The sequence below is a fragment of the Pseudomonas sp. R43(2017) genome, from assembly GCF_002112345.1.
In the GTDB taxonomy this organism is placed as follows: domain Bacteria; phylum Pseudomonadota; class Gammaproteobacteria; order Pseudomonadales; family Pseudomonadaceae; genus Aquipseudomonas; species Aquipseudomonas kribbensis.
On sequence record NZ_NEHJ01000001.1, the window covers coordinates 194,750 to 208,973 of the forward strand.

Below are 14,224 nucleotides of genomic sequence, written 5' to 3' on the forward strand. Positions count from 1 at the left end.
AGTACCGCCAACCGTAACACTCCGGCCCTTGCGGTCAAATTCCTTGAAGTTATCCAGCGGTGCGAAACGTCAGGTTGAAACGCTGTTCGCCCAGTTGCGGATGCCGGCCATGTTTGATCGGCAGGACGCCGTGGTAGCGCAGCCGGTCGACGCCGCCCCAGATCACCATGTCGCCGTGCAAAAGCGAAATGCGCTGACTCTTGTCGCTACGGGCGAAACCGCCGAACAGGAACATGGCGGGCAACCCCAATGACAGGGACACGATAGGTGCGGCGTAGGAATGTTCGTCTTTGTCCTGATGCAATGACATTTTTGCGCCGGGGACATAGCGGTTGATGAGGCAGGAATCCGGCTTGAACTCAGGAAAACCTGCTTGCAACGCGGCTGCCTGTGCCAACTCGTGAAAGGCTTCGGGCATTTGCGGCCAGGGCTGGTGGCTGAGCGGATCTTCGGCCGAGTAGCGGTAACCGCTGCGATCGGTAATCCAGCCCAAAGCGCCGCAGCTGCTGGTGGCCACGGACATGTTGAAGCCGCCGGGCGTCATCATGTGCCGCAACGGGGCACGTTCGATGACCGATTCCAGCGCCGGCAACAATTGCTCGATACGGGACAGGGCGAAGCCACGCAAGACCCACGATTGCTCTCCAATCTGCTCGGAGCGGGGTGGCTGCTGGGTGTCGGCGAAGAGGTCGAAATTGCTGTGCATGACGGTCAGGTTGCGTCGTGGAAGATGATGCCGAGAGTATGCCGTTTTCCACTGTGCAGGCGACTCACGCCGTGGCGCATGGTGACCCGATAATCGCCGCGCACGCCTTTGACCGGACGCTGGTTGACGGCAAAGATCAAGGCGTCACCTTTTCTCAGGTCCATCACCAGCGGGCGAGACTGCATTCTCGGACGTTGTTCGGTCAGGACGAACTCACCACCGCTGAAATCTTCGCCAGGCTCTGACAGAAGAATCGCCACTTGCAGCGGAAAAACATGTTTGCCGTACAAATCCTGATGCAGACAGTTGTAGTCCTGTGGGCCGTATTGCAGCAAGAGCGGGGTAGGCCGCAGTTGACCGGCGGCATGACAGTGCGCGAGAAACTCGCTGTGCAGAGGTGGAAACTGTTCCAGCAAACCCATTCGTTCGTGCCAGCGGTTGGCCAAGGGAACAAGTCGTGGATAAAGCGTACTGCGCAGATGCTCCACCAGCGGTGGTAGTGGATAGCGCAGATATTTGTACTCGCCGCGCCCGAAACCGTGGCGCGCCATGATCACCTGCGAACGGAACGGTTCGCTTTGCGGGTAAAGCGCACTCAGGCGCTCGCAGGTTTCCGGGCGTAACAACGAGCGGATGACGGTGCAGCCGTCCTGATCCAGCTGTTGTTCCAGTGCGACCCAGTCTAGTCTGTCGAGGGGAGAGTCGGGTGACATCGGCATGCTGATTCCTTGGTTCTTGTCCAGGCGATCAGTCTAGGCAGCCCGCGAGGCCGGAACACTCCGGCGCTTGCGGTCGAATTGTCACCCGTGTCTTACAAGGCCTTGCTGACGCTGATATCGCTGATCACATCGCCGCTCTGGCCGTGCAGGGCATCCAGTGCAGCCTTGGCTTCTTCCGCCGTGCCGTTTTCCAGCTGGGCGAATTCGAAGCGGCGCTCGCCGTTGAGTTTGTACTTGATGACGTATTTGGTCGTTTGAGCCACGGTCATGCTTACCTGATTGTATTGAGGGAGACGATCAGCTGAGTTTCGAGCTGGAACGACGGATGATCTTGATCGAGTGCGTCAGGGTCGGCTTGCGGGTCACGCTAATTGCGCGACGGCTGACGGTGTCGATGGTGATGTTCCAGAAACCGGTGCTCGGCGCCGTGATGCGGGCCGGGAAGGTGTCGAATGCGCCGCCGTGGTAGGTGTGACGGCCGCCGTTCTTGAAGCTGCGGAAGTTGGCGTCGTTCATCAGACGGATGTTGCAGGTTTGCGAGCATTGGATGACGACGATGTCGTCTTCGTTGAGGTGCTCGCGCTGGTGAATAAATTTCATGGGCGCCTCCAGAAGGGCTTTTTCTACAAAATCAAAACGATAGCAAGGTCGATTGGCGGCAGTTTATCAGTCCGGACAGGTTATTATCCGGCCGTCGGGCGCTGCTTTGACAATTAAAAACAGTTATTCGCGATTCCATGTGCGTTAAATGCAATGAGCCTCGGAGAAAATTGGCATTCGTGCTGTCCGACGGTCTTTATAGGAGATTCTGTATGAAGTGGGGTGTGGTCATTGTGCCGTTGGCATTGGCGATGGGTGGTTGCGCAAGCGTTTCGGAGATTAATGAAACGTTGCCGACCATGAACGTCATTTCCGGCAAGAAGCCCCACGAATATGCGCAGTGCCTGGCTGACAAGCTGGCGCAAAGCCGCGGGGCCCTGCAAATGGAGCCGCACAAGGACGGGGTTCGGGTGATCGTGCCGGGGAAATTGTCTTCAGGCCCGGCGGCGGTGTTTGACATCGAGGATCGTTCCGGCGGCAGCAGTATCAAGTTGCATGAACGCATGTCCAATGTGCCGATACGTCCTCGGGATGTTCGCAATGCTGCCACGGTGTGCATTTCCGGCTGATAAACTGTCAGTCATCGGTATTGATGCCGTCCAGGCCACGCCTGGGCGGCATTGTCATTTCTGGAGATGTGCATGAAGCGGGAGCAGGTGCGCGAGCGCCATAAAGAAGGGCTGATTGCGGCCACGCATGTGATTCAGAACCCGGCGAATCCGGGTGAGTGGATCGTGTTTTTCAAGAAAAGCGCCGGGCGCAGTTATTTTCTGGTGGATGAAAACGACGAAGTCGAATCGTTTGGCCGTCTGGATGACCTGATTGAGGTCGTTCGCGGGCTGGGGATCAAGTTCGCCGAAATCCACATGTAAAACCTACTTGCAGACCACCACGACGCTGCGAGTCTTGTAATTGCCGACGTCGACACCCAGGGTCTTGTCGCTTTCCTTCGGCGCAGGCGTACCTTCCGTTCCTACGATGCGATAGCCGGTTCCGGCGCAGGAGGCATCGGCCTTTTCATAGCAGCTGGCCCAGGAGTTCGCCTCGCCGGAGCAGTCAATGCTCAGGCCTTGTTCCCCATTGTTCAGATAAGTCGTTTCGGAAGTGGCGCAGCCGGCCAGGGCCAGAAGCGCAATCAGTGGCAGCATGCGGTGCAGGGTACGGGTGTTCATGGCGATGTCGACTTCGGAAGGAGAGGGCTAGACGCTATGACAGCGCCGGTGTGAAAAGGTTATAGCGATTGGCCACGTCTTTGTGAGCGGACCAAAAAAAGCCCTGCGCAGTGGCAGGGCCGGGATTTGTGGTCGCCGATCAGTCCTGATCCTTGCCGCGACGCTTCGGTGCAGGAGGCGTGTAATCAAGCACCGCGGCTACTTCAACCGCCATCGCTTCAGTGGGCAATGGGCCGGACACATCTTCGCCGTTGGCGGCGGTGATATGCCACTGGCCATCTTTTGCCTTGGCGACGGTGTACCCGTTGATGATTTTTGCTGCGGACATCTAGCGGCCTCGTTGGCTGGTTCAAAGGCGTCATGATAGCGGGAAACGGGCGAGCGGGCGCGGGTCGATGCGGTGTTCCTGAATCTTTGGGCTACGCTGAATGCGCAGCTTCTGCGTGCGGATTGAACTATCCGCCAGAATATTTCTCTATGTTGACATCGGTTAGCCAGTGCGGGGCATTGTAAGGTGCACGCCGCCTGATTAGACTGCGCCGAAACTCGTACACACAGCCCTTTCAAGGACTTATATGATCAAGAAATGCTTGTTCCCAGCAGCCGGTTACGGTACTCGCTTCCTTCCAGCGACTAAGGCCATGCCCAAAGAAATGCTGCCGGTGGTAAACAAGCCACTGATCCAGTACGGCGTCGAAGAAGCTCTGGATGCTGGTCTGACTGAGATCTCCATCGTGACCGGCCGTGGCAAGCGCGCCCTGGAAGACCACTTCGACATCAGCTATGAGCTGGAAAACCAGATCAAGGGCACCGACAAAGAGAAATATCTGGTCGGTATCCGCAAGCTGTTGGACGAGTGCTCGTTCTCCTACACCCGTCAGACTGAAATGAAAGGCCTGGGTCACGCGATCCTGACCGGTCGTCCGCTGATCGGCGATGAGCCGTTCGCGGTAGTGTTGGCGGACGACCTGTGCGTCAACCTCGAAGGCGACGGCGTACTGACCCAGATGGTCAAGCTGTACAAGCAGTTCCGCTGCTCGATCATTGCCATTCAGGAAGTCGATCCGGCAGAGACCAGCAAGTACGGCGTTATCGCCGGCGAGATGATCCGTGACGACATCTACCGCGTACACAGCATGGTCGAGAAGCCAAAGCCGGAAGATGCGCCGTCGAACCTGGCGATCATCGGTCGTTACATCCTGACCCCGGACATCTTCGACCTGATCGAACAGACCGAGCCAGGCAAGGGTGGTGAAATCCAGATCACCGACGCCCTGATGAAACAGGCCCAGAACGGCTGCGTAATGGCCTACAAGTTCAAGGGCAAGCGTTTCGACTGCGGTGGTGCCGAGGGTTACATCGAGGCAACCAACTTCTGCTTCGAAAACTTCTACAAGACCGGCAAGGCCTACTGATAGCGCCTGACCTGTCTGTACGAAAAAGCCACCTTCGGGTGGCTTTTTCATTTTCCGCCCCTATATCGACAGGAGTGCTTGCCCAAAGGACGGCGGCGGGTATGCTGATCCCCTGCCGAGGAGAAAGAAATGGCCTACGATTTTGACCTTTATGTGATTGGTGCCGGTTCCGGCGGTGTGCGGGCTGCGCGTTTTGCTGCCGGGTACGGTGCGAAAGTGGCGGTGGCCGAGAGCCGTTATCTGGGTGGCACCTGCGTCAATGTCGGCTGCGTGCCGAAGAAGCTGCTGGTGTACGGTGCGCATTTCGCCGAAGACTTTGAGCAGTCGTCCGGTTTCGGCTGGAGCCTGGGTGAAGCGGATTTCGATTGGGCGACCCTGATCGCCAACAAGGATCGCGAGATCAATCGCCTTAACGGCATTTATCGAAATCTGCTGGTCAACAGTGGCGTGACCCTGCACGAAGCGCACGCGAAGATCGTTGGTCCTCATGAAGTGGAGGTCAGCGGCGAGCGCTACACCGCGAAAAACATTCTGATCGCCACGGGCGGCTGGCCGCAGATTCCGGAAATCCCGGGGCATGAACATGCCATCAGTTCCAATCAGGCGTTTTTCCTGAAGGAGCTGCCCAAGCGTGTCCTGGTCGTCGGCGGCGGTTACATCGCGGTCGAATTTGCCGGGATCTTCCACGGTCTCGGGGCAGATACCACGTTGCTGTATCGCGGTGATCTGTTCCTGCGCGGCTTCGACGGTTCGGTGCGCAAGCATCTGCAGGAAGAGCTGACCAAGCGCGGCATGGATCTGCAGTTCAATGCCGATATCGAGCGGATCGACAAACAAGCCGATGGCAGCCTCAAGGCGACCCTCAAGGATGGTCGCGTGCTGGAAGCAGATTGCGTGTTCTACGCCACTGGCCGGCGTCCGATGCTGGACAATCTCGGGCTGGAAAATACCGACGTACAGCTCGACGACAAAGGTTTCATCAAGGTCGACGAGCAATACCAGACCACCGAGCCGTCAATTCTTGCGCTGGGTGATGTCATCGGTCGCGTTCAGCTGACGCCGGTGGCGCTGGCTGAAGGCATGGCGGTGGCGCGACGTCTGTTCAAGCCTGAGCAATACCGGCCGGTGGATTACAAGATGATCCCGACGGCGGTATTCAGTCTGCCGAACATTGGCACTGTCGGTTTGACCGAAGAAGAAGCGCGTGAAGCGGGGCACGATGTGGTGATCTTCGAAAGTCGCTTCCGCCCGATGAAGCTGACCCTGACCGAATGCCAGGAGCGTACGCTGATGAAGCTGGTGGTCGATGGCAAAACCGACAAGGTGCTGGGCTGTCACATGGTCGGGCCGGATGCCGGCGAGATCGTGCAGGGTCTGGCAATTGCCCTGAAGGCTGGCGCAACCAAGCGTGACTTCGACGACACCATCGGGGTGCACCCGACGGCGGCCGAAGAGTTTGTCACCATGCGTACGCCAGTCGGCGCTTAAGTCTTTTTCGCCTCTGCTGCGTCTGGCGCTGCCGCAACGGTAGTGGCCAGGCGCAGGCTGTCTTGCGCCTTGGTCAATTCCTTCTCCAATGACTGATTGAGCTGCGACTGCTCGTCGACGCTCTGCTTGAGTGTCTGACTCTCCAGCAGCGCCACGCGCAAGCGTTCCTGGAGGAGGGTGCGCTCGCTATCGACACGCGTCGCTTGCTCCAGCAGTTGATCCTGACGCTGATTGCTGTGCTTGAGCTGATCCTGCAGCAGGCTCAGTTCACGCAGCGTGCCACGGTTCTCGGTCAGCAGGCGTTCGTTGTCACGGTGCAATTGAGTGATTTCGTCCTGACGAACCAGCGCACTTTGCTGCGCCTGACGCAACTCCATCTGCAATTGTTGAACCTGGCTTTCGTGACGGCTCTGTTCCTGTTCGCGCTGCTCTTTGACGGCATTGCGATAGTGCTCGAGCGCATCGCGAGCGTGCAGGTGTTTTTCTTCCAGCGATCGGATCTGCTCGTCTTTGTCCTGCAAGCGCAATTCGAAATCTGCCAGCGCCTGATTCAGGCCGGCATTGCGTGTCTGTTCGGTCTGCAGCATCGAGCGTGTGTCGCTCAAGGCTTCGGACTCTTTCGCTAGCGCTGCACCCTGGATGTCGTGCTTCTTCTCCAGTTGCGCATGGTCCTGGCGCAGCTGATTCAGCTCCGCTTCCAGCGCCTGGCGTTGTTGCTCGTACTGTTCGCGTGCCTGATCGATCGGCTCCTGTGCCTGTTCTTTCAGGCGTTGAGCCAGGCGCGTGACGAGTGCCAGGAGTTCGTCATCGATAGGTTCTGCCGAAGGATCCGCCGGTGCGCTGCCGTCATCCAGCTCCTTCAGATAGCGATGAATCGTGGTTTTTGATCCGGTATTCCCCAGCTCGATGCGTACTGCGTCGATGCTCGGGTGTTCGCCACGGGCGAGGATCGCTGAGCGCGCGATCTGGACTACTGCTTTGTTAACGCCGCCACGGGCCATATGTGCTCCTACGATTACGTACTGTGGTACATGCCACCCAGGTACGCAGTGTACCATGCTGAAAATAAAGTTAAATCTTTCAAGATAAACGGGCGGGATATACTGGTATTACCCCGTGTGAAGCGCCAGAATCCGCTTTTCAATCTTCAAATCAGTACATCTGCGAGAAATCAGCCCATGAGCGATCTGGATCGCTATCTGCAAGCCGCCACCCGTGACAACACCCGCCGCAGCTATCGTGCGGCCGTCGAGCATTTCGAAACGGTATGGGGCGGGTTCCTGCCCGCGACGGCGGACAGCGTCGCGCGCTATCTGGTGGCTCACGCGGGCGTGCTGTCGGTCAATACGCTGAAGCTGCGCCTGTCGGCACTGGCGCAGTGGCATAACAGTCAGGGGTTCGCCGACCCGACCAAGACGCCTGTGGTGCGCAAAGTGTTCAAGGGCATCCGTGCGCTGCATCCCGCGCAGGAAAAACAGGCCGAGCCGTTACAGCTGCAGGATCTTGAGCAGACCGTTGCCTGGCTTGAGCAGGAAATGAAAGAGGCCCGAGAAAAACAGGATCGGCCGTTGTTGCTCAGGGCCTGCCGGGATCGGGCGCTGATTCTCCTGGGATTCTGGCGGGGTTTTCGCAGTGACGAGCTGTGCCGGGTGCAGATCGAGCACGTCCAGGCCCACGCCGGTAGCGGCATCACCCTGTACCTGCCGCGCAGCAAGGGCGACCGGGAGAACCTCGGTCAGACCTATCAGGCCCCGGCGTTGTTGAAGCTTTGCCCAGTGCAAGCCTACATCGACTGGATCACTGAGGCTGCGCTCGTACGTGGCCCGGTGTTTCGCGCCGTCGACCGCTGGGGCAATCTGAGCGAGGAGGGCTTGCACGCCAACAGTGTGATTCCTTTACTTCGTCAGGCCCTGGAGCGTGCCGGGATATCCGCCGAGCGCTACACCAGCCACTCCCTTCGACGCGGCTTCGCAACGTGGGCCCACCAAAGTGGCTGGGATCTCAAGTCGCTGATGAGTTACGTGGGCTGGAAGGATATGAAGTCCGCCATGCGCTATGTTGAAGCGAGCCCCTTTCACGGGATGGCCCGGATTACGGATAAGCCGTTGTCGTCGTAGATATCGTTTTCTTCTATTAATACAGTCAGCTAATAGCGAAAACAAATCAGCAGCATCAGGTTTGCCAATGAGCCATCCGTCGAGTGAGTGGGTAGGATTCACCCATCGAATTCACAACCCTGACGGAGAGTCATCAATGCCTATCATCAACAGCCAAGTAAAACCGTTCAAAGCTACCGCGTTCAAAAACGGCGACTTCGTACAAGTCTCGGACGCTGACCTGAAAGGCAAATGGTCCGTAGTGTTCTTCTACCCGGCCGACTTCACCTTCGTTTGCCCAACCGAGCTGGAAGACCTGGCCGACAACTACGCTGCCTTCCAGAAACTGGGCGTAGAGATCTACAGCGTTTCCACCGACACCCACTTTGCCCACGCTGCCTGGCACAACACCTCGCCAGCCATCGGCAAAATCGAATACACCATGATCGGCGACCCGACCCACGTCATCTCCCGCAACTTCGACGTGCTGATCGAAGAAGCAGGCCTGGCAGACCGTGGCACCTTCGTGATCAACCCTGAAGGCCAGATCAAAATCGTTGAACTGAACGATGGCGGCGTTGGCCGTGACGCTTCCGAGCTGCTGCGCAAAATCAAGGCTGCTCAGTACGTCGCTGCTCACCCAGGCGAAGTTTGCCCAGCCAAGTGGAAAGAAGGCGAAGCCACGCTGGCTCCGTCCCTGGACCTGGTCGGCAAGATCTGAGTCTGTGACACACGCAATGCAGGGCGGGACTCCGCACCTACCTCAGTAAGCTGCACCGCCCAATAGAAAAGCCCGGGCGAGATTCGCTCGGGCTTTTTTTCGCCTCAAATAAAGTCAGGAGATCGCCCGTATGTTGGACGCCAATCTTAAAGCCCAGTTGAAATCGTACCTGGAACGGGTCACCCAGCCGATCGAGATCGTTGCTTCTCTCGACGACGGTGCGAAATCCCGTGAAATGCTCGACCTGCTGAAAGACGTTGCCAGTCTTTCGCACCAGATTACCTTGATCGACAGTGGCGACGATGCACGCAAGCCGTCGTTCTCGATCAACCGCCCGGGTGCCGATATCAGCCTGCGTTTCGCCGGCATCCCGATGGGCCATGAATTCACTTCGCTGGTGCTGGCCCTGCTGCAAGTCGGCGGCCACCCTTCGAAGGCCAGTGTCGAAGTGATCGAACAGATCCGCTCGCTCAAGGGCGAGTTCAACTTCGAGACTTACTTCTCGCTGTCCTGCCAGAACTGCCCGGACGTGGTCCAGGCGCTGAACCTGATGGCCGTGCTGAACCCGAACATCCGCCACGTCGCCATCGACGGCGCGCTGTTCCAGGACGAAGTCAACGATCGCAAGATCATGGCCGTGCCGAGCATTTACCTGAACGGCGAAAACTTCGGTCAGGGCCGCATGGGCCTGGAAGAAATCCTCGCCAAACTCGATACAGGCGCCATCGAGCGTCAGGCCGAGAAAATCAGCGCCAAAGAGTCTTTCGATGTGCTGGTGGTCGGCGGTGGCCCGGCCGGTGCTTCGGCGGCAATCTATGCCGCACGTAAAGGCATTCGCACCGGTGTCGCGGCCGAACGCTTCGGCGGTCAGGTGCTGGACACCATGGCCATCGAAAACTTCATTTCCGTGCAGGAAACCGAAGGCCCGAAACTGGCGACCGCGCTGGAAGAACACGTCAAGCAGTACGACGTCGACATCATGAACCTGCAACGCGCCGACAAGCTGATTCCGGGCAAAAACGGCGAGTTGCATGAAGTTCACTTTGCCAGCGGTGCAACCCTCAAGGCCAAGAGTGTGATTCTGGCGACTGGCGCACGGTGGCGTGAAATGAACGTGCCGGGCGAACAGGAATACCGCAACAAAGGCGTGGCGTACTGCCCGCACTGCGACGGTCCGCTGTTCAAAGGCAAGCGTGTAGCGGTGATTGGCGGCGGTAACTCCGGCGTCGAAGCGGCCATCGACCTGGCCGGTATCGTGTCCCACGTAACGCTGCTGGAATTTGATGTGCAGCTGCGTGCCGACGCCGTATTGCAACGCAAGCTGCACAGCCTGCCGAACGTGACCGTGATCACCAGTGCATTGACCACTGAAGTGACTGGCGACGGGCAGAAGGTCAACGGCCTGCGTTACAAGGATCGCAAGTCTGACGAACTGCGTAGCGTGGAACTGGAAGGGATCTTCGTACAGATCGGTCTGCTACCCAACACCGATTGGCTCAAAGGCACCATCGAGCTGTCGCCGCGCGGCGAGATCATCGTCGACAACCGGGGTGAAACCTCGATCCCGGGCATCTTTGCTGCCGGTGACGTGACTACCGTGCCGTACAAGCAGATCGTGATTGCGGTGGGCGAGGGCGCCAAGGCTTCCCTCAGCGCTTTCGATCACCTGATCCGCACTTCGGCCCCGGCGTAAATCCCGGGCCGAAAAAGAAAAACCCCATCAGCGATGATGGGGTTTTTTTATACCTTACAGCGGCGCCGGCTGAATGATCTCGACCCAGTAGCCATCCGGGTCCTTGATGAACGCCAGGCTCTTCATGCGGCCATCGGTCAGGCGCTTCTGGAAGTCACAGCCCAGTTCTTCAAAGCGTGCGCAAGCAGCGACGATGTCAGGGACCGAAATGCAGATGTGGCCGAAACCGCGCGGGTCGGTGTTGCCGTTGTGGTAGGCGAAATCAGCGTCGTTTTCGGTGCCGTGGTTGTGGGTCAGTTCCAGGATGCCGGGAATCGACTTCATCCACTCGGTGCGCGCAGCGGCATCGGCCGGGATCTGCGATTTGTCGACCAGGGCGAGGAAGTACAGGCTGAATTCCGCTTCCGGGAAATCGCGTTTTTCCACAAGCGAGAAACCCAGTACGCGGGTGTAGAAGTCCAGCGACTTGGTGATGTCTTTGACGCGCAGCATGGTGTGGTTGAACACGAAGTTGCGGGTTGCGCTGTCCGGGGTGGCGGTGACGCCAGGGAAGGTGTTCAGTTCTTGCAGGCTCATGGGCCCTCCGTAACAAATTGGGGCGAGTGAATGGGCGCAATGATACGCATGCCTTGCGGCATCGCCAAACCGAAAGCGCGGGCTTGCCCTGCAAGCGGGCGAGCCTCAGACTTTACGGTTCAATCCGCGAGTGCCTCTGGTAATGATCCGACCGTTCAAATCGCTGTTCGTTTTCTTCGGCTTGTCCCTCATCGCCGCTTCGGCCTGCGCTGATGCGCCGAGCATTACCTGGCCTGCGGGCTGGCAAGTCGAAGCGCTGCCCGAAACCGCGCCGGAAGTTTCCCGTCAGCGGGCAGTGAAGACCGACTCCGATGGTAATCAGGTGATGGTGATGGAGTTGACAATGACGCGTGTGGAAACGGGTCATCAGGTCAATCTGCAAGGCGTGTTGCTGGAGATGCGCAAGTCGGTGCAGAAGGACTTTTTCCAGGGCGGTTATCAGAGTGTCTGTAACAAGGTTCATTCGAGCACACTCGGTTCGCTCGCGGCGCTCGAAACCACTTGTACAGTCACCGAAAATGGCCGTCATGTGCTGTCACAAACATTGGTTGCCGCAGTAGAGGCAGACAAGGCCTATGTACTTTCGTATGCCGGGCAAGCCGAGGTTTACAAGGCCAGCGCTGATGAAATAGTGGCGGCAAGAAACAGCTTGAAATTTTAGTCAGCTGTTCGGTGATCCTGAGCCCGTTAGATACCTGAAGTGATTAAATACAAAGTTGCTCGCCCTGCGAAGGCGCAACATCCGGAAGCATAGTTCCAGTGCAAGAGGCTGTTTGGCTGTGAACTTTCGAGACGGGAAATTGTTGCATTTGTTAGATATTGTCCAAAAAAAAGCCCTGCATCTGCAGGGCTTTTATGTTTGCGGGGGATTAACCGCGCAACCAGGAATCAACGGTGGCTGCACCGTATTGTTCCTTCCAGGCCTTCAGGCCGCGGTGGTTGCCACCCTTGGTCTCGATCAGCTCGCCGGTGTGCGGGTTCTGATAGACCTTGACCACGCGAGCGCGGCGGGTTTTAGGTGCGGCGGTCAGTTGCAGACCGGATTTGGCCGGGTTCGGATCGAGGATGGCGATGATGTCTTTCAGGCCTTTGCCGTAGGTTTTCATCAGCCCCTGGAGCTTTTCTTCGAATTCGATTTCTTTCTTGAGCCCGGCGTCGTTCTTCAGCGATTCCAACTGCTTGAGCTGTTCCTGAAGGGCCTTTTCAGCTGCACGAAATTCAGCGAGTCTGGACAATATCTTTACTCCAATAGTGTGTTTGGCTGATACCAACCGCAAACAAAGCTATAAGCCAAGAGCCTTGAAGCGACTCGGTGATAGTGGCTCACCTGCCAATCTAGCAACAGGTAAGAAAAATTGTAGTAGTTAATGCGTCAAGAGTAAATCCTGACGTTTTCTTTATGTAAAAACAGCGATGTCTTGTATCAATTTGGTGCGAACGATCTGAGCCCGTCGGTTTTATCGCGTTTAGTTAATGGTGAGTTAATGCATCGATGAAGTCTGCGGCTGGCATCGGTTTGCCAAACAGATAGCCTTGCAGAAAGTTGACGTGATGCGCGGCCAGATAATCCGCCTGGACCTGTGTTTCCACGCCTTCGGCCACAATGCCCAGGTCCAGTTTGGCGGAGAGTTCGATGATGCTGTCCAGAATGTGTCGGGACAGGGCATCCTTATCAATCATGGCGACGAATGTCTGGTCGATCTTCAGGAAGTCGACATTGAATGTTCTCAAATAGCCCAGGCTCGAATGACCGGTGCCGAAGTCGTCGATCGCGATCTTCACACCCATGGCGCGCAGCTGTGCAAACAGCTGATGGGTGATGTCGGTGGGCTCGATCAACTCGCGTTCCGTCAACTCCAGGACCAGGCTGATGCTACCGGGGGCGAATGCCGCCAGAAACTCGCGGCAGTCTTCCAGCAACTCCAGATCGTGGCAGTGACTAGCCGTAATGTTGATACCAATGTGGAAGGGGGCCTCGAATGAAGCCGACAGCGGCCCGAGCACCACGGCGGTCTGCTGCATCAATGAACGGGTCATCGGTACGATCAGCCCGGAATGTTCTGCGAACGGTATGAACAGATCCGGACGCACCAGGCCTTCCTTGGGATGATTCCAGCGCATCAGCACTTCGCAGCCCGACCAGCGTTTGCTGTCGCCGTAGACCACCGGCTGGAAGTAGGGAATGAACTCTCCGGCTTCCAGCGCGCGCAGCATTTCGTGACTGGGGGATGTCGCGCGGTTCTGCACGATATAGCCAATCGCCCCGGACACCGCGCCAAAGAAAATCAGCAGGCTGAACAACGGCGGGTATTCGTCGCTCATGTAGTTCCAGGTTTCATCTTCAGGGAAACCGGCGCTCACCGTGTAGGCATAGTGCGGAGAGTTCAACGTGCTCTGGGCCACCGGCAACTCGGGAAGGGCGCCTTGATGCACTTTGCCGTCGGCAGAAAGCCAGTTATTGCCGACCTGCAGCAATAACAATGTCTGCCGGCCGATCAGGCGCAGGATATTGCTCAGGTGATAGCCGTCCAGCGTCGTCAGGGCACCGCCCCGGCCATCGCTCAGTCGATACACCAGCAGCGCCGTATCAGGCGTAACCGGGTTGCCGTTCATGAGCCATAACTTGCCTTGGGTGTAGTCCCCGGGATTGACGGCTTCCTTGAAGTCGCCGAACAACGAACTGCAATAGAGGTTGTTGTCCCACACCAGATTGGTCGAACGCACGAACGGGCGGCGGGTGACCTGTTCGCGCAATGCCAGTTTGACGTCCTCGCAGGTCTGGCCCGCCAGCGGCAGCAATTCCCGGGCGGACTGGGCGGTGTTGTCGAGCATCAGGTCGAACTGGCGCAAGGCTTCCTCGGCGGTTTGCCGGGAGCTCTGCTCCAGCGTGCGCTCGGCCTGCATATGCAGAATGACCGTGCCGATGATGATCGGCAGCAAACCGCACAGCAACGTCACGATGATTCGGGTGCTGCGTTTGCGGCGGGGCCTGACGGTCAGAGGCATGGGCGCATCCTGTTGCGGTGGTGTGGGGCTCC

General features: G+C 57.8%; 18 protein-coding genes. 8 read left to right on the plus strand and 10 right to left on the minus strand.

What is annotated here, in order from left to right; translation table 11 throughout:
* Window positions 1-49 precede the first annotated feature (49 nt).
* The 4 genes from alkB to CAG02_RS00810 all read right to left on the minus strand — a co-directional run bounded on the left by alkB (window position 50) and on the right by CAG02_RS00810 (window position 2,025).
* Window positions 50-706: a DNA oxidative demethylase AlkB gene (gene alkB / locus CAG02_RS00800; RefSeq protein WP_085710035.1), complete on the minus strand. Its 657-nt coding sequence runs from the start codon at window positions 704-706 to the stop codon at window positions 50-52.
* A 5-nt stretch (window positions 707-711) separates the two neighbouring features.
* A complete protein-coding gene (locus CAG02_RS00805) occupies window positions 712-1,425 on the minus strand; it encodes a 2OG-Fe(II) oxygenase (protein WP_085710034.1) in 714 nt (237 codons plus the stop codon).
* A gap of 92 nt (window positions 1,426-1,517) precedes the next feature.
* Complete coding sequence (locus CAG02_RS29740) at window positions 1,518-1,694, minus strand: hypothetical protein (protein ID WP_162803442.1); 177 nt, start codon at window positions 1,692-1,694, stop codon at window positions 1,518-1,520.
* Window positions 1,695-1,722: 28 nt separating this feature from the next.
* Window positions 1,723-2,025, minus strand: coding sequence for a DUF1883 domain-containing protein (locus tag CAG02_RS00810; RefSeq protein WP_039768744.1), 303 nt, complete (start codon window positions 2,023-2,025; stop codon window positions 1,723-1,725).
* 212 nt (window positions 2,026-2,237) lie between these two features.
* On the opposite strand from CAG02_RS00810, the gene CAG02_RS00815 reads away from it, so the two are divergent.
* Window positions 2,238-2,594, plus strand: coding sequence for a hypothetical protein (locus CAG02_RS00815; RefSeq protein WP_085710033.1), 357 nt, complete (start codon window positions 2,238-2,240; stop codon window positions 2,592-2,594).
* Between the two features lie 72 nt (window positions 2,595-2,666).
* Window positions 2,667-2,897, plus strand: coding sequence for a hypothetical protein (locus CAG02_RS00820; RefSeq protein ID WP_085710032.1), 231 nt, complete (start codon window positions 2,667-2,669; stop codon window positions 2,895-2,897).
* Window positions 2,898-2,900: 3 nt separating this feature from the next.
* Here CAG02_RS00820 and CAG02_RS00825 read toward each other — a convergent pair whose 3' ends face one another.
* On the minus strand, window positions 2,901-3,197 hold the full coding sequence (locus CAG02_RS00825) for a hypothetical protein (protein ID WP_085710031.1): 297 nt from the start codon (window positions 3,195-3,197) through the stop codon (window positions 2,901-2,903).
* A 139-nt stretch (window positions 3,198-3,336) separates the two neighbouring features.
* Window positions 3,337-3,525 carry a hypothetical protein gene (locus tag CAG02_RS00830; RefSeq protein WP_085710030.1) on the minus strand — a complete coding sequence of 63 codons (189 nt, stop codon included), beginning with the start codon at window positions 3,523-3,525 and terminating at the stop codon, window positions 3,337-3,339.
* A 247-nt stretch (window positions 3,526-3,772) separates the two neighbouring features.
* Here CAG02_RS00830 and galU point away from each other — a divergent pair, with 247 nt between their 5' ends.
* Complete coding sequence (gene galU / locus CAG02_RS00835) at window positions 3,773-4,612, plus strand: UTP--glucose-1-phosphate uridylyltransferase GalU (protein ID WP_085710029.1); 840 nt, start codon at window positions 3,773-3,775, stop codon at window positions 4,610-4,612.
* 129 nt (window positions 4,613-4,741) lie between these two features.
* Window positions 4,742-6,100 (plus strand): glutathione-disulfide reductase, encoded by a 1,359-nt coding sequence (gene gorA / locus CAG02_RS00840; protein ID WP_085710028.1) that lies wholly within the window; start codon window positions 4,742-4,744, stop codon window positions 6,098-6,100.
* On the opposite strand, the gene CAG02_RS00845 is transcribed toward gorA, so the two are convergent.
* The gene (locus tag CAG02_RS00845; protein WP_085710027.1) at window positions 6,097-7,101 is read right to left on the minus strand and encodes a DNA-binding protein; all 1,005 of its coding nucleotides are present in this window, start codon (window positions 7,099-7,101) and stop codon (window positions 6,097-6,099) included. The genes gorA and CAG02_RS00845 overlap by 4 nt on opposite strands.
* A 177-nt stretch (window positions 7,102-7,278) precedes the next feature.
* Between CAG02_RS00845 and CAG02_RS00850 the strand changes: the two genes are divergently transcribed.
* The 3 genes from CAG02_RS00850 to ahpF all read left to right on the plus strand — a co-directional run bounded on the left by CAG02_RS00850 (window position 7,279) and on the right by ahpF (window position 10,610).
* Window positions 7,279-8,217: a site-specific integrase gene (locus CAG02_RS00850; RefSeq protein ID WP_139831852.1), complete on the plus strand. Its 939-nt coding sequence runs from the start codon at window positions 7,279-7,281 to the stop codon at window positions 8,215-8,217.
* Window positions 8,218-8,353: 136 nt separating this feature from the next.
* Window positions 8,354-8,917: an alkyl hydroperoxide reductase subunit C gene (gene ahpC, locus CAG02_RS00855; RefSeq protein ID WP_003224621.1), complete on the plus strand. Its 564-nt coding sequence runs from the start codon at window positions 8,354-8,356 to the stop codon at window positions 8,915-8,917.
* A 130-nt stretch (window positions 8,918-9,047) separates the two neighbouring features.
* Window positions 9,048-10,610 (plus strand): alkyl hydroperoxide reductase subunit F, encoded by a 1,563-nt coding sequence (ahpF, locus tag CAG02_RS00860; protein WP_085710025.1) that lies wholly within the window; start codon window positions 9,048-9,050, stop codon window positions 10,608-10,610.
* 54 nt (window positions 10,611-10,664) lie between these two features.
* On the opposite strand, the gene gloA is transcribed toward ahpF, so the two are convergent.
* The gene (gene gloA, locus CAG02_RS00865; protein WP_065260490.1) at window positions 10,665-11,186 is read right to left on the minus strand and encodes a lactoylglutathione lyase; all 522 of its coding nucleotides are present in this window, start codon (window positions 11,184-11,186) and stop codon (window positions 10,665-10,667) included.
* Between the two features lie 142 nt (window positions 11,187-11,328).
* Between gloA and CAG02_RS00870 the strand changes: the two genes are divergently transcribed.
* Window positions 11,329-11,847: a DUF4946 domain-containing protein gene (locus CAG02_RS00870; RefSeq protein WP_085710024.1), complete on the plus strand. Its 519-nt coding sequence runs from the start codon at window positions 11,329-11,331 to the stop codon at window positions 11,845-11,847.
* 208 nt (window positions 11,848-12,055) lie between these two features.
* Here CAG02_RS00870 and CAG02_RS00875 read toward each other — a convergent pair whose 3' ends face one another.
* Both CAG02_RS00875 and CAG02_RS00880 read right to left on the minus strand, forming a co-directional pair.
* On the minus strand, window positions 12,056-12,421 hold the full coding sequence (locus CAG02_RS00875) for a histone-like nucleoid-structuring protein, MvaT/MvaU family (RefSeq protein ID WP_064381416.1): 366 nt from the start codon (window positions 12,419-12,421) through the stop codon (window positions 12,056-12,058).
* Between the two features lie 235 nt (window positions 12,422-12,656).
* Complete coding sequence (locus tag CAG02_RS00880; RefSeq protein WP_085710023.1) at window positions 12,657-14,192, minus strand: EAL domain-containing protein; 1,536 nt, start codon at window positions 14,190-14,192, stop codon at window positions 12,657-12,659.
* Window positions 14,193-14,224 lie beyond the last annotated feature (32 nt).